Below are 22,037 nucleotides of genomic sequence, written 5' to 3'. Positions count from 1 at the left end.
TTATTTTCACTTTTTTGAAAGGTGAAGACAAAAGGTATCGTTACTTGCATTAGCAAATAACAACCTCAACAGTGTACTAATCTGTTGATGACAATTTGTTGGAGGGATGGCTGAGTGGTCGAAAGCACCGGTCTTGAAAACCGGCAACCGTTAATAGCGGTTCTAGGGTTCAAATCCCTATCCCTCCACCACTTATTCTTAGAAAAAAGCCTTTGATTATCAAAGGCTTTTTTCGTATCTGAAACATAGAAAAGTCACCTAACACAGATAGGTGATACATATGTATTTGATAAAACTGGCTTCTGGCGTGTACTATACACGCATTGCCACCCCTGTTTTTCTACAAAACTCCCATGACTACCCAAAGGAAGTCCGCTTCTCTTTGCTTACCAAAACGCGCCGTGAAGCGATCAAACGCAATACTCGTTTAGCCAGTGCGATCTGCTCTCTGTTCGACAGAGCACTTAATCAGTACATGCCATACAACACGTTTAAAGCCATTCTGCTGGTGTTGATTAAGCGTGTACGGCAAGAATTTGATGCTCAAGTAAGGAATCAGCCTTGTCAGTATAATATTGTTGCTGATACCGCTCCACCAGCGCCTATCCAGGTTGCAACTAATAATCCTTCCAAGGATTTCAAATTCTTTGCCAACGAGTTGGATGAGTTTATTCAATCAAAAAGGCTAGAAAGCATTACACATCTCTCAGTGACGCAACTGAAGCAACGTTGCACCGACTTCATTTACTTCATCAGAAAACGCAAGTTACCTGCGACAGCCAAAACCGCTATGACCTACAGAGATAGCCTATTAAGCCGAGGGCTGAGTTCAAAAACAATCAAAGACTACCTTGCCGCCATAAGGCAGTTTTTCACTTGGTGTGTTCAGCGAGAAACGATTGCCAGCAATCCATTTCAATCCATCAAAACACCTAAATCAAAGGCCACTAAAGCGTCTGAACAGCGTTCTCGGTGGACTTTGGACGAACTCACGAAACTATTAACTTCAAGCGAGTACTGTCGCAGGGATAATCAATTTGATTGGGTAACAAGATTGCAGATCTACCATGGCTTAAGGCCCGCAGAAGCGTGCCAGTTATCAACAGCAGACATCAAGAAAGTTAATGGGATCTATTGCATCACATGTTCTGATTCAAATGAGAAGCAACGACTTAAAACCAAGAATGCTTACCGTTTGGTGCCCATCCATCAATCTATGATTCAATCAGGGTTTATTGAATATCTAGAAGAACGCAACCATAAGCGCTTGAAGCAGTTGTTTGACTATAAACCACACGGTAAGAACCACGACTGGTCTTTCCGCTATAGAACACACCTCGGCAAGATACAAACGGATATAGGCATGAAGCCCAAGGAACGGCCAACCGCATATTCATTCCGCCATACGTTTATTGATGAGCTAAAAATGGCCGAGGTTGCCGAGCACGTTGTGTCGGAAATCGTCGGTCATGCTCACCCCAACATTACCTATGGTCGCTATGGTAAGAATACTGATTTGCAGAAGCTTTATGAAGCCGTAAATGCCTTTCCTGTATTAGCTGGAGGAGATAGCCATGCGTAAGCTCGCTCACTTTGAATTGAAGTCTGTATTAAGTGCTCTAGACGATGCTGAGTTCACCCAAAATTATGACTTCTCGAATCTAGTCGAATGCGGCATTAGCCTTGAAGCCATACGGCTTGTTTACCGTCTAAAGACGGCATTAAAGCAAGATAATGATTTAACGGTGGCGAATTACATTCAGCATGTAAATCAGGTGTATGCCGTCGCCGATTCATTCTACGGATTTAAAGAGATGCTTGGTTACGATGTGCTTTCTCAGGAGATCGAAAGGGAAGAAAAGCTTTTGCAGTTGATTGATTTTGTACAAAGCCATGGCATGGATATCAGCATTACGACCCAAGGAATAGCATGGGCGATATCCGTGCGGCTTGAGTAAGGTGATTGACACCTGAGCGCCGTTTACGGCGCTCTTATTGGTGTTCACAGTGCTCACTCTCTACCTGCTAGCTCAGAAATGACAAAACTTTATTAGGCATTTCAGGACACTGGAAAATTTCAGATAAGCTCTGCTACTTCATAGTATTCGATTAGCTACAAAGTAGTGTCTAGTGTTGGTGGTGGAGAGCTCTTATCTGTGATATCAAGTCGTCACTCACACCCTCACCAAATGTACTGACCAGATTACGGCCTGGAAACGATTTTAAGCGCTCATCCAATGCCATCTCACCGCAGACATACCACTCATCAACTTCTAGTGCTTGAGCGTGTGCGAACATGCGTCTGTAAGGGTCATTGTCATCAGGGCGCAGCATTACGTTTTTATATGGAGCTAATTGGTTATCTGTAAACACATTGTGTTTGATGAGCAGATCTCTAGTGTAGTAATCACCAGTTGGGTAAAGTAAGAGACCTGCTTCTGTCGCTGCGCGTGCTAGTTTCTTGGCTCCCGCACGATCTGGCTCGACATGTCTTAAAAAGTGGTCACTTGTGCTAAATGGTTTTTGTGATTTAAACGCCTCTCGTACGTTATCATGTCTAGTAAGGTATGCACTTGAGTATATAAGTGAGTGAGGGTCGAAAAATAGAATCTTCACGGCATTCTCCTCTGCGAACTGAGTAGCAAATCGCTTGGTAATTAAGGTACGACAGAATCGCTTGGTGATCACACATTGTGAGTTGCCGTTCTGAATCGTTGTTGGACAGAATTAAGTTAGATAAATAGCTCTAACTTGCTTCACTCAGATTAGAAAAATTAATCATTTGGGTATAATTTATTCCTTTAGCGTCCAATGACGACATAAGCTCATTGACAGTAATCTCATCCAAGTCGTCTAATTGATTCAACATCTTATCAAACTCAATCCCCTTGACTCCAAATTCCACGTCACATGCTAGGTCATCTGAGTAAAATGAATTATCGAATGATTTGATTGATGAAAGTACAGTGGTTGTAGTTTTGACCGTTGCGGCTATGAACTGTAACCAAGTTTGATTTTCATCTCGTCGCCCTTCTGCACTGAATTGCAAACTCAGGCGATCTTCCAACACGCTTAAATCATAATCAATTGAAGCAAACATTTTTTCTGCTTTATCGACATCTTGTTCAAATCGACTCAACTCAACCAACTTTGAACAGTCTTCCATGATATCTGAGCACGACAAGAGAGCATCATCGACTACTCTGGTATCACCTTCGCCCACTCCGAAAATAAGACCATTATGTGGGTATAGGTTTTGGTAGAGTTGTTTTCTATCAAATCTTATTGTCCATGGTTCTCCTAATGAATTGTATGATTTTGTAAATAAAACCTGCGTGTTAAAGTGGTCGATGAAGTGTTCATAGTGTGCGAGATACAACTTGGTTCGGTTATCTTGTTCTGCATTACGTATCTGTTTCTGCGCATTCAAAAGCTGTTCGGCGGCTTGTTTCGCTCCATGCAGTTTACCAATAAGTACTGCTAGTGGGATTGCTAATGATGTAACACCAAGAGGTAGCTTACTTATGTCCAGAAATGTTGAATAAGCTTCCGCAGTGAAAGCAAGCTCATACTTAATCCAGACTGGAGCCCCTAACCCCAGAGCAATTACTATGGGCATAAAAATACAAATCCAAAACAAAGGCTGCCGTTCTAAGCCTGCCTTAGGGTTAAGGGCTAGCCAACCTAACATGCTCTTTAGCACGATGTTTGCCTCCTTTGTTAATCGTTGTTATGGTAGTTTAATCAACCTATTTATGTCATGACACCAATAGGCTGCTTTACTTCCTGTAATAATTGTATAATTCAGATTTGATATTCCATCGACGGAAGTAGTATCGAACGGCGAATCATTAGGTAACAGAATGGTACTAGGATTGATTGGTACAAAATGAAACTCTGGTACGTCTGGAAGTACGATTTCCAAGTCAGACAATCGGTGCACAACCCAACTAATGTTCTTCAGCTCCAGCCTAGTCTTTTCATAATCACCCCGCACTTTAGAACTGTTAAGTTCATAGTCTTGGATTGCTCCCGATAACCTATGCCCCCCTTTCTCAAGATGCTCCCTGATATATTGAGGGATAATCGCCTCTGGCTCGCCAGTTGTTTCAATCCACTCTGAGATGATTTCAGGGGGAATTTTGGGGTCTGGTATGCCACTAAGTCTATGAACTCTTTTAGCGCTGCTTCTATAATTGGGGCGAACTTTCCAAGAGGCTAAAAAATTTGAAACCGCAACACAATCAACGTTTGATAGATTATCAACACCAGAAGCAACGTTATCGCGAACTCTATAGAACTCACCCTCTATCGTAGTAAAGAATTTTTCTGTTTTATTGTCCCATGCGCGTAGGGAAATAGCATAGTCATCGTATCTATCATACTCAATGAGCTCGACATGCACTTCGGGCTTAACCACCCTATATATCTGTTTTTGTTGCGTAGAAAAGTGCTTCATCAAGCCATTTGGGAGAAAATGTTGCCTGAAAGTAATACTAAACGGATTACCTTTAAGAAGTCCAAAATCATGCGCTTTTTTCCTTCCCACTTTTACCTCTCTCAATCTCAAGTCTATCGCCAACTTAGAACTAGAAGTTGCGATCATCAACCACTCATCTAGCCCTAACAATAATCAGACGTTCGTCAATTGCAGGACCTTTTGTGTAGCTATAGTCAAAAGTAAAACTATTGGATTCTATGGTTCTATTTGTGTTTCCCCAGAATACGTCATTGAGAGGTTGAGATTCTGTTGGAGCATATATATTGATTAGCGCGTCGAGCGCTCTTTGAGCTTCTCGCTTGTCAGCGTGAATTCCATATCCGACATCCTTAGACCAATCGTTCCACATGAGTTTAATATTAGCTACTTTGCCTGTACCAGCTTTTTCGTTAATAAACCACTTAACTGTTTCTGCTCTTCCTTGTATGCATCCATATAGAGCCCCCCAATCACCAGATGCTGGTGTTATCTTAGGGGTTCTGCAATCAAGAGCTTTTGTTGCTAACTTACTTTCTAGTGCAAAGGTGTCAAACCCACTTTTTACTGTAGTATGTGACTCAGCTGAATATTGCTTACTATGTCTTTCACTCTTGTTTTCCGTGTCATTTTCTCGTTTGGTACGTTCGACCTTATCAAGTATTTTTTTAAACTCAGCGAGTTCTTTTTCTTCAGCTTCGGCAGCAGACTTCCTTTCACTTTCTTTCTTCAAGCTTTGTTCTGCCGCATTTTTAATATTGATTTTGATTTGATTGCGCTTGCTAATTATATCTGACTCGAAAGCCATTGCAGCCTCTGTCCATGTATTGTTAGGGATAAGATATTTATCATAAAAAACTTTGAAATCGCGTGTAAAGGCGACGCTGAACATTACTTTTTCTTTATTTTTTAAACTGTATATTTCATTTGTGAAACCATTCCCTGCACAGTGCTTTAGTGTTTTTTCTGATATGTCAGCCAGCTCTCTCACTCCTTTTAATCCATGGGTTAATTTTTCATACTGTTGGATTAAAAGTGCTGTGTTATTTTCGAAGTCTTTATCCATTACCTCGGTAAATAGAATTATTGAATCCCTTTTTAATCGTTGGGTTTTCATGTTGGCATCACTACAATCATTAGCGTACGACAAACTAGGTATACCAATCATAAATGCTGCTACTAAAGCTCTTTTTTTCATCCATGCATCCTCACTCATAACAGAAAGAATTATAACGAGGTTGTAGCCTTTAGGGCTAGGGTCTTTATGAAATGAGATTAAAACTAGTAGATTACGTCTGATACACTTACAAAATTTCAACATGCACGTTTATAAGGATGAGCTCATTCCATTACTATACGTATTAGTTAATCTATGGGAAAAATCGCCAAACAACTCACCAACGGAGTCCCTTTCTAACGCGAATTGGGGCAGATGTGAGGTAGCTTATTCACTTTCATGTCTGTTAGCGGTCGACTTTGGTAACTCACTCTGTTATTTAGCCTGAAAAACATACAACCATGTCGATGTGGAATTTAAAATTAACATAAGCTTATGTTTTAAAATAAGATAGTGCATGTTCATGAAATCGACATCATGTCGAACTCATGAACATTAGATCAGTTCCGTTCCATGTTCATGAAAATGACCACATGTCTATTTCACGAACATTTAGGTGTTGGTACGGCAGTATCACCATGGTCTTGGCTGAGATTTCCATGAGCGTCTACGCCTAACCCATTTAAGCGATCATTTTCCTTCTCAAGGTGAAAGCTCTTTTCTTTTAACACTTCAGTGTTAGTTCTCGATTCAGAAAGATCACTGGTTAATTTCTTAATCGTTTGCTCTGCTTTCTCCAGAGCTTTGTTGGCACTTTCAGAATGGGTGGTGGATATTACGAGCTGTTCTTTCGTTGCATCCAACGCATTATCAAGATCGGAATACTTAAGCTCCAATTTCTCAAGTTCTAAGCGCCTTTCTTCTAACTGAGTCGTCAAAACGGTTTGCTCATTCAGTAACACCACATTTTTGGTGGTTAACTCGTTGATCAAGCGCAGAGAGTCATCCTGTTTAGTTTTGAGTTCATTGAAATCAATTTCCAACAGCTTCAATTTCTGTGTTTGGTCAGAGTTAGTCTGTTCCAGTTCCAAATTCCTATCTACGAGTTCATAATTTTGTTGTTCAAGGCTTTCATTAATTGAAACCTGAGCGCGTACGCGCTCCTCTGTCGCTATTGTGAGTGTTTCGGCAATGGTTCGAGCTTCTATCGCTTGTTCTTTCTCATTGAGCGCTCCTTGAAGCCTTGTTCGAGTCAATTGTTCATGATGGGCGTTTGTAATTTCATTGAGTCGAACAATAAGCTCAAACATCGATTTTGCTAGTGTGGCCTCTGACAGTTTATAAGCTTCCTGAATCTCTAGAGGCAAAGGTTCAGGGTCAGTTGCGACGGTGCTGGGTAGAGTTTGGATTGCATCAGGATGTTTCACGAAAGCGGGGAGTATTCCCATTTCCGTAAGACGCTTTATGTCGTTATCGAATGAGGTCGTTTTGCCTTTGAGTAGTACTTCTCGTACACGCCAGCCTTTCGGTTCTATACCTCTGTTTAGCAAGTCATTAACGACAATGATTAACTCTTCTTCTGTATATGATTTTGGCCTAGCCATCTTGATCACCTTTGTTCTCGTTATAAGTAGCGAAGTGTGTTGGCAACGTTTGTTAGTTTGTTCGTAACAAACAAACTTTGCTGCGTCTTCACAGGAAAAGTACGATGGTTTGGTGATGTCCGTCAAATGCTAATTTTCAGAAAAATTCAATAAAATTAATTACTTAAAATGCACCGTATCTATAATAAGAACAAAGACCATTTCAAATTAGCAGTTGTTTTTCAATTGCGTTGATTTCGGTTGTTCTGGTTATATTTGGTAAACGAGTAGGGGAAATAGCGCTTTTTTCTAGTGACTAAAATTGAGATCTTATTCACAAATGGATGGGCTGTTTCTCTAGGAAATACAGCTAAGCTAATACTCATTAGTCTAATGGTTGTTAGCCTAACGTTCATTAGGCTAACGTTCGTTAGCTTAACGATCATTAGCTTAGCTTTCTCTAGACCAAATAAGCCCGAAGTATTTTGATGAAGTTTGATTCTGTAGGGGTGTTATAAGTCCATTATTAAGGACTTATAACGGTGTAAGCCCCTGGCGATGGCTATAAGGGCATTATAATGGACTTAAGAAAGGTGATTTTCTGACAGCGAGATGATGGTATTGCTTGTTAGCTGAACTGACCCATCAAACACAAACTATATTGTCTGGTATTCAATGGGTTGGTGGAGGTGAGTGCGTACTAAGAGAAATCTCCTGTTTCAATTCTAGCTATCATTTCGAGGACTTGTGCTTTTCCATCCGATCTTTTTAGTGCTTCTAAAGGGCTTACACCACCGAGTGGCTTTTTACTATTGCTTAGCCATTCATCGCATAACGCTTCATCATTAAAAATGGCCATCAGGCGTGACTTAATTTCAGCATCTAACTGTTCATTCATTTCTATTGTCTCCTAGAAGCAAGCAAAACCATGTTATTAGCCAGGTGCAGCAGAATCGGGCTTCGTGCATGTACATGGTTAAATCGATTTGATTGTTATCTATCACAAATTGTGGATCTTAACTTAGCAGAAACGGTGGTGAGCGTACAACGATAGACAATGAAATTTTGATCCCTATAAACTAATGATTTAACTAAGTTTTGTAGTGTTAGGTTTTAGCAATTCTTTAAGGTCGGTCATACAATGGTTCTGATTCTAGCTAGACGACCATCGTTGTTATGGATGATTGGCCGTAGATAAATGTGGTTTTTAGTATGTTATCGAATAGATACTGTCGTAACATCAAGTCTACAATGATGAATTAGTATTAAATGTTCAAATAAAACAAAAGCTTGAAAGTTGGTGTCGGTGTCGTTTCGTTAAAAACCTTTATGATCGGTCATGCTGTGGTTCTTAGTTCAACTAGCGCTGTATTTCATGATTGCTCGTAGATAAATTTGGTTTTCTAGTATTTTATCGATGAAGACAGCCATAACTCCAAGCCTACAATGATGAGTAATTCATAAATATTGAAATAAAACAATACGTTGAGATTATGTGGTGGTGTGATTTCTTTTAAATTCTTTAAGATAGGTAATGCAATGGCTGTGATTCGAGTAGGTAGCCCATCGTTGTTTCTCATGATTGGTCGTAGTGAAATGTGGCTTTCTAGTCTTTTATCGACGAAGACAGCCATGACTCCAAGCCTACAATGATGAATAATTCATAAATATTGAAATGAAACAATTATTTGGGATTGTGTAGTGGTTTGATTTCATTGAAATTCTTTAAGATCGGTCATGCAATGGTTCTGATTCTAGTAAGCAGCCCATCGTTGTTTCTCATGACTGGTCGTAGATAAATTTGGTTTTCTAGTCTTTTATCGACGAAGACAGCCATGACTCCAAGCCTACAATGATGACTAATTCATAAATATTTAAATAAAACAATACGTTGGGATTTTTTGTGGTGTGATTTCTTTGAAATTCTTTAAGATCGGTCATGCAATGGTTCTGATTCTAGTAGACAGCCCATCGTTGTTTCTCATTATTGGTCGTAGAGAAATGTAGTTTTCTAGTATTTATCGAACGAATACTGTTGTACTACCAAGTCAACAATGATGAGCTAGTGTTTTATGTTCATATAAAACAAGAGCTTGATAATTGGTGCAGGTGTGGTTTCGTTAAAACCTTTAAGATAGATCATGCTGTGGTTCTGATTCAAGTAGGCAGCCCATCGTTGTTTCTCATGATTGGTAGCAATGAAATGCGGTTTTCTAGTCTTTTATCGACGAAGACAGCTATGACTCCATGCCTACAATGATGACTAATTCATAAATATTGAGATAAAACAATTATTTGGGATTGTGTGGTGGTGTGATTCCTTTGAAATTCTTTAAGGTAGGTCATGCAATGTTTTTGATTCTAGTACGCAACCCATCGTTGTTTCTCATGACTGGTCGTAGATAAATTTGGTTTTCTAGTCTTTTATCGACGAAGACAGCCATGACTCCAAGCTTACAATGATGACTGATTTGTAAATATTGATATAAAACAATGCCTTGGGGTTGTGTGGTAGTGTGATTTCTTTGAAATTCTTTAAGATCGGTCATGAAATGGTTCTGATTCTAGTTGGCTGACCATCGTTGTTTCTCATTATTGGTCGTAGAGAAATGTAGTTTTCTAGTATTTATCGAACGAATACTGTTGTACTACCAAGCCAACAATGATGAGCTAGTGTTTTATCTTCATATAAAACAAGAGCTTGATAATTGGTGCAAGTGTGGTTTCGTGAAAAACCTTTAAGATCGGTCATGCTGTGGTTCTGATTCTAGTAGGCAGCCCATCGTTATTTCTCATGATTGGACGCAGTAAAATGTGGTTTATTACCCACTACCTCGCAATCGGACAGATCTTGCTTTCATTTTGTCATGTGTAAGTGTAGTAGAATCACTTGTGGTAACCAATTTTTGCCCCAAAGTCATTTAGCCATGGAGTTATCAAGATATACCTATAGCCATTTTTGACCTAGTTTTCCTTATAGTTGCGTATTATCTTAGCTTTGTATGAAGAGTCATGGGTAAGGTATCTTGCTTTTTTGTATTGTTTTATAAAAATCAATGGATATCCTATTGATTTTTAAATGTATAATATAATTTTATCTATTCGTTTGAATCGAGAGAAGATACTATGACTATAAATCATGTTGAGCATTCAAGGGACTGGTCGAAGATTAAATCTCTTTTGGAGCTATCCACACGAGCCTCAACTTATTCGCAGAAATTCTACAGTTTAGAGCAGCAGAAAGAAGCTGAAGATTTAGCAAAGTTTCTAATGCACGCATCACTTACGACAGAACCTCTAGATAGAAACTGTGTATCAGCGCTTCTCAATGGAACCAAGTTATGGGATCGCAATGGCGAACTTGTATCGATTAGCAAAGGAATAGAAATTGAATATTTAGAAGAGTGCTGCCTTGTAATGTTCGAGGCTGATTGCCTTTTACTTACCTGTAACTTAGAAAATCACCTTGAGCAGCACGTCGATGACTCTCTAATTCCTGTAATAGAAACACTCAGAACTTTACAACATATTCAACGTGGTCAGGAAGGCTACAAAAAGCCCAATCTCTTTGTTTCAGAAGAAATATGGAACAGAGAATTCATTAGTACTTCCCTTTTACTCTCCTATGTGGAAAAAGAAGATAACTCGTATGTTTTCAACGGAAGAAACCATAATCTTAACCTACTAGTCAGTACCTTTTTATGGCAGAAATTACTTTCTAACTCGACTAGCTCTAAGGAAGCCTTCGAACAGTGGCTATGTATCATGCGTTTTACATGCAGTGCCGCTTTCCCTGTTCTTAAATATGCGACGTCAGATGCAGAGTACAGTGCTTATACAGCAGAACTACAAAAACACTTATTAAAGCTCCCTGTCCCTAAAGATTTAGCCCGTTCAATATCAAACAGTAACCATTTTTCTGACGTTGTTCTCAACTACACTCAAACGCTAAACTTCACCATATCGATTGGAGGTTCACAAACTGAGGGGGAATCTAATAACGCAGATGAATGTGTGAAGCAACCTCGACAAAACGCGGTTAAAAAGGATTCTTTACTTTCCCTCAACTCTCATTCATTACGTACTGTTAGTAAAAACGAGTTTGCTGAAATACAGGATCATTTTAAAAGCAGAAATTATTGGGGAGGAGTTGGCCACTTTTATAGTTGGCTGATTTCAGAACTTTTGGAGGAAAGCATTTGTGTCGATAACCATTCGCTGTTTTACCCTCATGCACTGATAGAGTTGATAGAGTTTGCGCTAGAACACCCTTTACTTAAGCATCTACTTTTCGGTGACTTATTTCAATTTCGATTATTACCTAAATATTTCTGCGTTCTGCTATCTCGAATAGACACATGCAACTTCGCAATGTTTTGGTTTACCCATCTCTATGATGAAATTTCACAGCAGATTGAAAATCGAGATGTTATGGAAGCATTAGAGGTTTCTATCTCTAAAAGATACGCAGAAACGAACTCTAACAATACTGAATGTAGTGAAGAGTTTCTTGATATAGTTCTTGTTTTGACTGATAAGTTAGGTCTATATAGAGATAACTTTAAAGATTCAAGCTACCTCACCCTGTTTAATAACTTTTTAAAGTATCAAGAACCTAATAAAATATTATCAATGATTGATATTATTGATAAAGTTGATTTAAGCGAACATTCTTATCCGACCCCAACGATTTTTAAGCTACGTAATAACACGTACTTCTTATTATGGTGGCTATATGATTTTATCGATAGAAATTCACTCGATACTGTTCAAGAGTATATAAGTAAATTAGTTAATCTTATTACTAATGAGCTAGAGCAAGATCTGATATTAAATTTTGATGGTAAAAAATCAAACTTAGATACTTCAATATTAATTAAACAGTTCCCTTGGCATAAACTAGTTATTGAAAATAATGTAGATCGGCTATTGTTGATTTCTAAAAGACATAAAAACGATTGGTCATCTGCTTTGCTATGGAAAAACGAATCTCAGTATAAAGCGAAAGGAGCTATAAGTTGTTACTTTCAAATACTGATGGCGGTTGCAAATCATGAATCTTGCCAACATTTAAGTAAACTGCATAAAAGAAATATATCTATCGTTGACAATTTAGGCTTCGGTACTAATGAAAGAGATGGATTATTTCTTACTATTGGAATAAATGCTTACGATCTATGGCCTGATTTCTGTGTTTACATAAACAAAATCAATTATTCAGACTTCGAAGACTTTCTTGATTCAAATGAAGATATCTTAACTAACTCACAGCTTTTCCAATTAATGGAAGCTTGTATTCATCCTGTAAGAAAAGAGCTTCTCAAATCAGCAATCACAAAGCTCTCAATAGACAATATTGCTAATAGCTCTTTAGATGACTTAGAAAGAACATTTGTATCAGCATACCAAGCTTCGGAGTTTGACCTTGCATTAACCGTTCTTAAACAAGCTAGTCATGAGTTGAATGAAGGTAGATTCAAAGAAGAACAGCACCAACTATTTACTGATAAACGTCAATTGATAAAGTGTTACCAGTACAAGTTAGACATTACAATAATGGCTGTTAACCAAAGCGAATATGACCCAGATTTTCAATCACATATTAACAGCATTCCTATTCCATTTGCATCATCAGAGAGAAAGCTTTACGACGAATGTGAGCACTTTAGACGTTACTACCTAGCATATTACTTGATTGAACATGATGCTCCAAAGAGCATTCTTATTCTGAAACAATTGGCCGAAGATACTAAGAACCCAGAACATATCTTAATGTTGTTACATGCCTATCTTGCTAACCATCATGAAGCTTCAAATATAACTTTGATTCGAAGTGCTTTAGCAAAAGTAGAACAGTCGGCAGAGGCACAATGGTCTATTATCCCAAGTTACCCATTGCCGTGGATATCTGGAATACTTCATGCTTACCTAACTGTTGATGACATCAATTCAATGAAGGAAGCATGGGAATTATTGAGTTCAACTCAGAAAGTTCTCCCTCAACTACTTACACCTTATTGCGAGTTACTGCTTAAGCATAACTTGGTGAAAGAAGCAGATATCGCTTTTTCATCTTATACGAGGTTCTTAGGTCAAAACGAAGCCCTACCAGACGAATTAGATAAAATAAACGACGTCATAATGAACGCTTTTGCGAAGGAGGCACGTGCTACAGAGTATATCGATCGTTTTGCTGAAAAAAATCAAAGAAGCTCTGAGCAACTAGCAAATAGTTTTAAACTGATTAACGGTAGTGATGTCGAAACATATGTGAAGATAACAAATGACAGTTCTGTTGAAGAGTATTTAGTTGAAACAGTTTCTTCAGTCTCTAAAGAATTACTTAGCCGCAGTAAAAGCATTTACATACCAGTCAAAGATGAGGAATTCTTATCTGGATATTCTAGTAAGCCAGCAAACGAAGACCGAATTAATCAATGGTTTTGTAGTCTTTTTAATATGAGAGAAAAAAACTCTCCACTTCATATTTCGGATCAAAGTCAAATAGGTAGTTCATCTTCAGGAAAAAGCTATGGTGAGGTGGATGGTGTCATAGTCGATAACAATAAAATCAGACGTATTGCGTTATTTGAAGCGTTTCGCCTTATTAAATGGGGTACTACCGATATCAATGAGCATATGGATAAGTTGGCGGGGTATGATCAAGAGGGATTTAATACGATCTTTGTTGTCGTATATGCATTCGATAAAGATTTTGTCACCCTATTGGATAAGTATAAGAACCACATAAAAGAACGTCAGCACAAAGGTTTTACCAAAGCAAATGGTTATGCTCTTGAAACTGTAAATGGTGAAGACTCAGATACCTTTTGGATGGGAAAAGAAGAACTTCAGCGTGGTAACGTTACTGTTTCGATTTATCATGTCGTCATTAGCTTTTACTGTGAAAAAAGTATTGAACCATAAACATGTTCAATGTGGTTAGATCTTTCCATACATTTTCTCATGCAAACTGGATTTGTGTTGTTTCTATTCGTAACACGAAATTGTACAAAAGTGATTCAGTGGATATGAGGAGCCAGTTATCCACTGAATGATTGCTTGCCGAGCTGTAAACAACAATGTGTTTGGCTATATAGCTGGCAAGTATGAACAGGGCAGTATTGGGTTAGTCTAGTCTAGTCCGTTATGATTCTCTGCATGCTATCGTGGAGCTTGTTCGTAACTTGGACTTTGTAGTCTGCCAAGTTATGCACCCTAAGGTCGGTAGGAATTCCGTTATCACGATAGACATTCAGTAACTTCCAATTACTCTTTCCACGTTCCAGTTGCACAAACGTCGATTGAGGAGCGCCTTGATAACTAGCGGCGACTTTGGTGCAGACGGTTACGCAAACCTTGAGACCTACTTGGTCTTTCTTGTATAGGATTTCATCGAGCCTAGTTTGAAGGTCTTTAAGTTTGCTATAGACCTCTTCAGGAGTCATGGTTCGTACCGATGCTCGATGTTGGGCTAGCTCAAGGGCTTCGATTAACCCCTTAATTTTCATGATCTTCATTTTAAGCCTCCTGATTCTGAGTTGCAGATCGGTAGTGCCTAAATTGACCTGCTATTCTTTGGATTGTGGCTGTTGGTACACCATGAAGATTCTGAGCCTGGGCACTTAGTTCAATTATCCCAACATCGACTTCTAACTCAATGCCCATCCTGTCAGTAAGTTTCTGATAGAACTCAATTTCCCCAAGTTTAATAAATCTACTAATTAGAACAACATTTCGACCTAAGGCTAAATTTCGTTTGGTTTTTAGCTGACACCATGCATGTGCGTATCTGATAAGGCGAGGGTTGAATTGCTCAGCTTCGATTAGAACTGCATCTATGTTTGATGCATATGCTTCTTTTCCTATGGCAGGGAGGCCAGGGAGAATAGTTAACGTTTGTTTTTTCACAAGGTATTCCTTTTTAAGTATTAATTAATATGCACTCTCCTTACACCTTCATTACGAAGTGAAATTGTTTTTTATTGTTTATTAATTGGTCAATTCATCTATGTTAGATCAGATAATTCGACTGCATTTGATGAGGAATCTATATGAGCAATAAATCTAGGTCAAGAGTTATTTTTGTTAAATATCTTTAATTTTCAATGACTTATTCATCACTCTGGTCGTAATCTATATCTAATCAGAAACAACAAGAGCGCGTCGAATTGCATGCTACAGCATCACTATTGTTTGTGTTGGCAGTTCTTCTGCCAACTTTGGCACATTAACTGCCATTCTTGACACATTGAGTGCCAGTTTAGACATGCACCTGTGATGGTTTTTAATTTCGATATTAACTCGCGAATGTTAATTAAAAAGCTCTAGTTGCTTGTGCTAATTGACTAGGTTTATCTAAACATTTTATTTATATATGCAAATTTGAAGTTTCTGAAAATTGGTTATAACAACCGCCAGATACGCACTGAAAAGTTCTAAGTGCGGATCCGTTTGATAAATTATAGGCTTTTTTCAGTTGCATGATTTTCGTGAATTTTTCTGGTTTACATGAGGTTTTTAGCTAGCTAGTGTGCTCACAAAACCACTAACGAGAATCAATCCGTGTTAAATCAAAAACTAAAATCAAAACGACGTTTAATCACGTTCTCCGACTTTGTTGATCTATTCAAATTGAGTGTTCGAAACTCCCATCAAAAATCGACAAGAAATGCCGATAATTCAAAACTGAACCAGCTAAACGGATACTTCGGTGAGTACGATATCGCGGAGATAAATCATGTCGATATCATTGAGTGGATCGCTTATGTTGAAGATGAAAAACAGTATGTAAATAAAACGATCAATGAGTATTTTCGCTTACTCAGAGCGGTATTTAATATTGCCGTAAATAACGGAAATATGCCTAAATCGCCGATGACAGGCATCAGGAATAAGGTAATCAGTGAGTATGATTCAGCTCGCCCGTTCACACTGCAAGAGCTAAGAACCATAGAGAATACTCAAGCTCAATTTGAAGACGGGAAATTGCTCGCATTAACGATGGCGTATAGCGGATGTCGTCCCTCAGAGGCGATTGCGCTAAGAGTATCGGATGTGGATCTAAAGAGTAATATTCTACGAGTGCGAAATGCGATGGTTTTGGAGGAGTTTAAGTGTACTAAAACTAAGGGGTCAGAACGCAAGATTCAGATCAATGAAAAATTAGGCGTTGTTCTTCGTAAGCAGCTTAGCAACGCCGAGGCTAACAAGCTGGTTACTATTGAACGTAAGGGAAGAGATGGTAAGAGCCGTAAAAAAGAGAATGGTGTTTTTCTATTTACCGATCAGAACGGAAACCACTTTAAGGATGTAAAGACTTACACTCAGAAGTTTTGGACTAGGTTCATGAAGCAAGCAGACAAATTACATTTGACAACATATTGTGAATCTATCGAAGCTCGGGGTATATCGCAAATGCGCCATACGTTTGCCAGCCATGCCCTGACAGCAGGAGTGAACAAAGATTGGTTAGCGAAGACGATGGGGCACGCTGATACTGAAATGGTTGATAAGATTTACGCTGAATGGATTGTCGAAGATGGAACCGATCAAACAAAGATATTAGATCTGCATTTTAATAAGAAAACCAACAGCGCAACGAACGCTAGCTCCTTTGAGAAGGTTGCATGATGAATTGCCGTAGTTACTCAAAACCCCCATACATTGAAGACCTGTTTATCAACAATGGTGAATTCGGAATCGAGCTAAGAATATACGTTACAAGGAGTCGCTATGAACAGCATTCATTTGTTCTTTAGTATCGCTAATTTTACGTATAGCCAAGCAGATAGAAAAGCATTAAACAACTCACTTGCACACTCTTTGCGTATCCCTTTTCAGCAAGTGAAAACGCTCGAATGGCGAAGCCAGTTGGCTCATCATAACCTTATTACATGTTACGGTAAGACGGAACAATTGGAGCAACTCAATCTTGAGGAAAGAAAAGACATTTTGATAAACCTTTTGCCTGAACCTCGTGTAGCAAACCGCGAAGTAAAGCTAAAGAAAAGAGCAGAATCGAAACGTAAACTAAAGGAAGCGATGGCATCAGAAAGAAAGCGAGCAAATAACCGTGCCGCTGATTTAATGCAGCGATGGCTCAATGTAAGCAATGGCGATGCTATTCCACCAAGCTGGTGGAGAAGCCTAAATGAAAATCCGCCGCCAATGGCGAGGCACAAGCAGCGAATGAAAATGCTCACTGAGTATTTTGATTTACATAATGAGCTATGTGGAGCAGAGCCCAGATCTAATCAGGCGTATCTACAAGAGGTCGTTTTCAAAATTCCACATCGATGGAAAATTGATACGGGTGTTATTCCGTTAGAACAATACTCCGAAATGGTAACGGCATTCTATGAGGAATATTTTCCCGATTATGATGTAACATTAGTCTTAAGTCATCATGACGAAAGGTTACTTAATACGGATACAGGTGCTCATTGTCATGTGTATGTCTCTACGCTAAATGAACAAACCAAGAAACGTGATTTACTAAAACAGCAGCGTATCGAAACAGCGAAATTTCAACGTTCGTTCGGCCCTGTGCATAGGACTGAGTTACTGCCTTTTGATGGAAACCTGCAAGGCTGGCAGGTATCTAACTCGCAATTTGAATTTGATAGGATGTTTTACTCGTTTGTGAATGCTCGCTATCTGAATAGCCTCGGTATATCGGCAGAATTTTGCCCTGAAGCTGAGCGGCGTTCACAGCAGCGTAGATCCATGAATATTCAATCGACGCTACCAAAAGCACAACGCAGCTTTAACCTTGAGAGTATGGTTAAAGAAGAAGTCGCAAATGAACGAAGGGCGTTAGCTAAGATTCAGCAATTACTGTCTTCGACAGAGAATCAATTAGTGAAGAAGCAAGATGCGTTACTCATGGTGCAAATGAAACATGCTGAAGAGTTGGTTCGATTTGATATCGAGACAAAACAGAGAAACGACAAGCTATCTTTCTTGGATACCGAAATCAACGCCAAAGCTCAGGAGCTTACGCAAGTTAAAGCTGCTCTGGTACTCATGAGGAGCCAGTTGGCAGAGGTCACTACGAAAGTTAAAACAACGATAGTGGCGTTGGTTGAAGCTAGTTTTATGCGGCTAGTGATGAAAGCAAATAAGAGACCTGCATTGATTGAAAAGTTCACCAGTATGTTTCTCGACAACCTCAATGAAAACCTACCAGGTTTTTTGCAGCCACTAGCACTTTCTGCTCAATCTCTAATGACCAGTGAGAAAGCGGAGAAAGTCTTTCGAGCTTCCATTTCAGAGAACGAACTTTCCTAACTAAAACCTGTCTTTTTTAACCATACCTAAAAGAGACAGGTCACTCCTCACAAACCTTAAATTAAAAAACAGTTTAAAATAGACACTATTTTGTGGACAGTTTAAAATATACAAGTAGTCATTTCAGGAACGCATAAAATGATAAGAGCTTATTTAAGAGCCTCGACGGATGAGCAAGACTCCTCTCGCGCAAAACAAGAGTTACGAGAATTCGTTAAATCCCAAAATCTACAGATTGCGTCTTTCTACCAGGAGAATATCTCTGGTACAGCAGCTGATCGTCCTGAGCTAGATCGGCTCATTGAAGACTCTGAAGATGGCGATGTTCTATTGATTGAAAAAATGGACAGATTGACACGCTTGCCATTTCAAGTCTGGGAAACGCTGAAAGCACGAATCAAAGTTAAAGGGATATCAATCGTAGTTGTCGATCAACCTATGACCCATCAATCTTTATCTAATGTAGACGTATCAGTTTCGGCAATTCAGCAGGCGCTAACTAACTTCATGTTGGATCTGGGAGCAGCTATGGCTCGTGATGATTACGAAACACGCCAGAAGCGTGCCCAGCAAGGTATTGCGAAAGCAAAGAGAGAAGGACGCTACAAGGGGCGACCAGTAAACGCAGAGACAGCACAAAAGTGTCGAACTGTTAATTTGCTTGTTTCTGACGGTGAAACCGTCAGTGCTGCATGTAAAGCGCAGGGCGTTGGTAGAGCAACCTACTATAAATACCTATCTGCTCAGTACTGACTGCTAAATAGGCTCTCTAGCGTATAAGTATACGGTAGAGAGCACGAGAGTATCCAAGCTATGCAGTCAAAATGCATACAGAACTATTTGCTAGATGAACATTATCCTACCCACAGCTTTTCCTTGATTACAATACAGATAGCATATTTGCCGAGTACTTCAGCTCTGCTAAGATATCAATGCTAATATTAGGGCCTGAGTAGCTAGATATACTTTTGTTGTTGCTAATATGAATTAATATGTCAATGATGATTTTTTCGTCAGATTCTATATCCCATGTGTCAATTAATTTCTTATCTAAAAGCCTAACGTGAAATATTTGCTTTAAAATTAAATATTTATAGTAAAATATTCTAATTTTCCTTGGTGTAGGGTTATTTAGCCTTGAAATTGATTCGATTAACGCACTCTCTTCTTCTTTTGATATTTCAATTTCTTTTTCAAGGTCTAATGTGTTTATTTTGGTTGTGGTATTATCAGATGGCTCAGATTCATAATTATCTTCCATGATAATAACATTTTCGGTTGAATCAATAGGATCTTCAATCACAGTTTTTTGAGTTCCTGATATTTCAGGTGATGTTTTATATTCAGATTTTTTTGATTTTATCCGATCATTTTTAACTAGATTTGATATATATTCCTTAACTTCATCCATTTCTAGATCGTTAAGTTTTATGCCTATTATAAATATCTTCTCAATATACTCTTGAAATAAATTTCCGTTATTTTTGTTTAAGTTTTTATATTTATCTTCGATTGATTTTTTAAGTATTTCCTCATCAATTGCGGTTATAACTATTAATCTTTTATGAATTTCTTCATTATCAAGAATTATTCTAAGGCCATCAATCAATTTTACTATTTTGCTGGTTTCACACCTGTCAATATCGTCTACAAAGAGGAGGATCTTACCGTTATTTCCTTCGGGTATCCATGTTTTAAGCAGGTGTTCTATCTCATTCTCTATTTCTGCTTGCATTCCTAAATAATCAGAATATCCTGGTTTATGAGTATATTGCTTGATAATGTTTAATGCTCTGCTCTTATTGGTTAAATAAAATAGAAATAGCTTTACAATGAAAACAATGCTGAATGAACTTATTATAAGCTTAATTATCTCGGTGTTACCATTAAAAAATGTCCAGTAAATAGAAAAGGATATAATGAGAAAAAAGCTAATTATAGGTAATAGCTTGTGCTTACTATAATTGAGATTAAATAGTTTTAGTGAATTCGAGAACCATTTCGGTGAATATTTAATATTTGGCGATTTCTGTAAGTATTCATTCATTAGGTTCTCATACAAGTACGCCCAAGATTCTTTTGTTTCTTGATATTTCCACGCTGAAAAATTCACTCGATGGTAGCTATCGTCTTTAAAACTTATACTTTCCCATATTTTATTGAAGAGATACGTCTTTCCGCGTCCCCATTTTCCAAAGATACCCACCATCATTCCTGATTCGTCTGGTTTTTTAGTGATTATTTCCGATAAAGATTTAGATATGGACTCTACATTGAAAGAGGGTGGAGCCTCCTTAATTAATATAGTATTAGGTATTTTTATTGGGTTGTTTCTTTTTCTTGGTATAGAATTGTACCAATTAAGAATATATTGATATGATAACGAACTGATATCTTTTGCTAAGGATAGTGTCCCTCTAGTATTTGGAAACTTTCCCATATTCTCAGTAGCATATTGTAAAACTAAAACCTTTCTTCTATATTTAAACCAATCTAAGTGTAGACTCTCATCTTTGTTGTCATTTATTTCTTCTAATTCACCATTAACTTGCACCAATGCGATTGGTGTGCTTCCTCTTCGAATTAAAACAACATCGTTTTTCTTCATACTTTCAAAGTTAAGAAATGAAGAATTCGCCTTGCTTTTACCTAACCCAATCAAACCATGTTTTTTTAGTAGTTCTGTCTCTTTTGACCAGTAAATGTCGTCGGGATGCAGTTGCATGTGCCAAAGTTTAGGATTAGAAGTTGAGCTACTATTCGGATAATTAAAAACATCCCATTCATCATGATTATCCTTTAGTGATAACAAGCTCTCAGATACATGAAGGATGTCACCATCAATCTCAATGCTGCTATCGTAATTTTCGCTTAAAACGCGTATCACATTAGGGTTGTTAGTTTGAATGCTACCTTTGAAATCATATAGTATGAAATGTTCTTCAATTAAAGAACTGATTTTTTTAGCTATAGCTTCAAGTCGAAAATCTTTATTCTCATACTCTGCAATTGTGTAGTTTGAAGTGTTTTTTACTTTTCCTGATTCGCGCATGCCAGGAAAGGCTCCTTTGGAATAGTGAGTCGCCCCTGAGTTCATGTCATTCGAGCGTACTACAAAATCATCTTCATCATCAGACGGTTGATCAGCGATGTCATAAGGGATTCCATCCTCTCCCCATAAGCCATTATCTCGTCCCCATTCATAGTCACCCATACAAAACCTTACCTAACCACTTGAAATTATTTATATAACTCCATTGTATCAAGCATAATGGGAGCATGGAATTGCTTATTCTGGGGTAGAGAGAGAACTATTTTGCTCAAGTTTGTAGTTTGTACGTATTGTTGCACCTTTGAATAGAACGTAGTTACAACGTGATCACTCGTACTTTTCAAGACTCACTCATGGATGTAAAATCTAATGTGATTCAATGATGAGAATCTGATTTTTCTATTTTCGACAGAAAAAACGCAATTGAGTCAAAGACTTTGATTTTTATAGGTTTCAGTGTAGATAGTTTTCAAATCCCTATCCCTCCACCACCATTAGAAAGCCCGCTGAGAAATCTGCGGGCTTTTTTTCGTCTTGAGTTTGGTAAAAGAACATTTGATACCAATCCGGAAAATT

At 38.3% G+C, this 22,037-nt stretch carries 15 protein-coding genes and 1 tRNA gene; 7 read left to right on the top strand and 9 right to left on the bottom strand.

The annotated features are described in order from the left end of the window. Window positions 1-100 precede the first annotated feature (100 nt). From AB4486_RS15085 to AB4486_RS15075, 3 genes are all read left to right on the top strand, one after another. Window positions 101-191: transfer RNA gene (locus AB4486_RS15085), tRNA-Ser, on the top strand. Window positions 192-280: 89 nt separating this feature from the next. Then, window positions 281-1,582, top strand: coding sequence for a tyrosine-type recombinase/integrase (locus AB4486_RS15080; protein ID WP_017079537.1), 1,302 nt, complete (start codon window positions 281-283; stop codon window positions 1,580-1,582). Next, window positions 1,575-1,958, top strand: coding sequence for a hypothetical protein (locus tag AB4486_RS15075; RefSeq protein WP_017079538.1), 384 nt, complete (start codon window positions 1,575-1,577; stop codon window positions 1,956-1,958). Before AB4486_RS15080 ends, AB4486_RS15075 begins: the two co-directional genes overlap by 8 nt. A 169-nt stretch (window positions 1,959-2,127) precedes the next feature. On the opposite strand, the gene AB4486_RS15070 is transcribed toward AB4486_RS15075, so the two are convergent. The 6 genes from AB4486_RS15070 to AB4486_RS15045 form a co-directional block, all read right to left on the bottom strand. Next, window positions 2,128-2,616, bottom strand: coding sequence for a hypothetical protein (locus tag AB4486_RS15070; RefSeq protein ID WP_372117584.1), 489 nt, complete (start codon window positions 2,614-2,616; stop codon window positions 2,128-2,130). Between the two features lie 130 nt (window positions 2,617-2,746). Continuing rightward, a complete protein-coding gene (locus AB4486_RS15065; RefSeq protein ID WP_372117581.1) occupies window positions 2,747-3,703 on the bottom strand; it encodes a hypothetical protein in 957 nt (318 codons plus the stop codon). A gap of 27 nt (window positions 3,704-3,730) precedes the next feature. Then, window positions 3,731-4,606 carry a hypothetical protein gene (locus AB4486_RS15060; protein WP_372117579.1) on the bottom strand — a complete coding sequence of 292 codons (876 nt, stop codon included), beginning with the start codon at window positions 4,604-4,606 and terminating at the stop codon, window positions 3,731-3,733. A 7-nt stretch (window positions 4,607-4,613) separates the two neighbouring features. Beyond that, window positions 4,614-5,675 carry a hypothetical protein gene (locus tag AB4486_RS15055; RefSeq protein ID WP_372117576.1) on the bottom strand — a complete coding sequence of 354 codons (1,062 nt, stop codon included), beginning with the start codon at window positions 5,673-5,675 and terminating at the stop codon, window positions 4,614-4,616. A 461-nt stretch (window positions 5,676-6,136) separates the two neighbouring features. Next, on the bottom strand, window positions 6,137-7,138 hold the full coding sequence (locus AB4486_RS15050; protein ID WP_372117574.1) for a hypothetical protein: 1,002 nt from the start codon (window positions 7,136-7,138) through the stop codon (window positions 6,137-6,139). Window positions 7,139-7,817: 679 nt separating this feature from the next. Further along, a complete protein-coding gene (locus tag AB4486_RS15045) occupies window positions 7,818-8,015 on the bottom strand; it encodes an MbcA/ParS/Xre antitoxin family protein (RefSeq protein ID WP_108209596.1) in 198 nt (65 codons plus the stop codon). Window positions 8,016-10,243: 2,228 nt separating this feature from the next. Here AB4486_RS15045 and AB4486_RS15040 point away from each other — a divergent pair. After that, window positions 10,244-14,044 carry a hypothetical protein gene (locus AB4486_RS15040; protein WP_372117571.1) on the top strand — a complete coding sequence of 1,267 codons (3,801 nt, stop codon included), beginning with the start codon at window positions 10,244-10,246 and terminating at the stop codon, window positions 14,042-14,044. 212 nt (window positions 14,045-14,256) lie between these two features. Here AB4486_RS15040 and AB4486_RS15035 read toward each other — a convergent pair whose 3' ends face one another. Beyond that, the gene (locus tag AB4486_RS15035) at window positions 14,257-14,637 is read right to left on the bottom strand and encodes a hypothetical protein (protein ID WP_017079550.1); all 381 of its coding nucleotides are present in this window, start codon (window positions 14,635-14,637) and stop codon (window positions 14,257-14,259) included. Between the two features lies 1 nt (window position 14,638). Next, window positions 14,639-15,028 (bottom strand): hypothetical protein, encoded by a 390-nt coding sequence (locus AB4486_RS15030; protein ID WP_017079551.1) that lies wholly within the window; start codon window positions 15,026-15,028, stop codon window positions 14,639-14,641. A 654-nt stretch (window positions 15,029-15,682) separates the two neighbouring features. On the opposite strand from AB4486_RS15030, the gene AB4486_RS15025 reads away from it, so the two are divergent. The 3 genes from AB4486_RS15025 to AB4486_RS15015 all read left to right on the top strand — a co-directional run bounded on the left by AB4486_RS15025 (window position 15,683) and on the right by AB4486_RS15015 (window position 19,162). Further along, window positions 15,683-16,750 carry a site-specific integrase gene (locus tag AB4486_RS15025; RefSeq protein WP_017079552.1) on the top strand — a complete coding sequence of 356 codons (1,068 nt, stop codon included), beginning with the start codon at window positions 15,683-15,685 and terminating at the stop codon, window positions 16,748-16,750. Window positions 16,751-16,852: 102 nt separating this feature from the next. Next, complete coding sequence (locus tag AB4486_RS15020; protein ID WP_372117567.1) at window positions 16,853-18,409, top strand: hypothetical protein; 1,557 nt, start codon at window positions 16,853-16,855, stop codon at window positions 18,407-18,409. Between the two features lie 138 nt (window positions 18,410-18,547). Then, entirely contained in the window at window positions 18,548-19,162 is a 615-nt protein-coding gene (locus tag AB4486_RS15015; protein ID WP_372117564.1) for a recombinase family protein, read from the top strand. A gap of 127 nt (window positions 19,163-19,289) precedes the next feature. On the opposite strand, the gene AB4486_RS15010 is transcribed toward AB4486_RS15015, so the two are convergent. After that, window positions 19,290-21,623: a P-loop NTPase fold protein gene (locus tag AB4486_RS15010; protein WP_372117561.1), complete on the bottom strand. Its 2,334-nt coding sequence runs from the start codon at window positions 21,621-21,623 to the stop codon at window positions 19,290-19,292. Window positions 21,624-22,037 lie beyond the last annotated feature (414 nt).

The organism is Vibrio sp. 10N.222.55.C6 (assembly GCF_041473395.1).
In the GTDB taxonomy this organism is placed as follows: Bacteria; Pseudomonadota; Gammaproteobacteria; order Enterobacterales; family Vibrionaceae; genus Vibrio; species Vibrio crassostreae_C.
The sequence above is the reverse complement of the archived record's forward strand: the minus strand, read 5'-3'. Positions and strand labels throughout refer to the sequence as shown.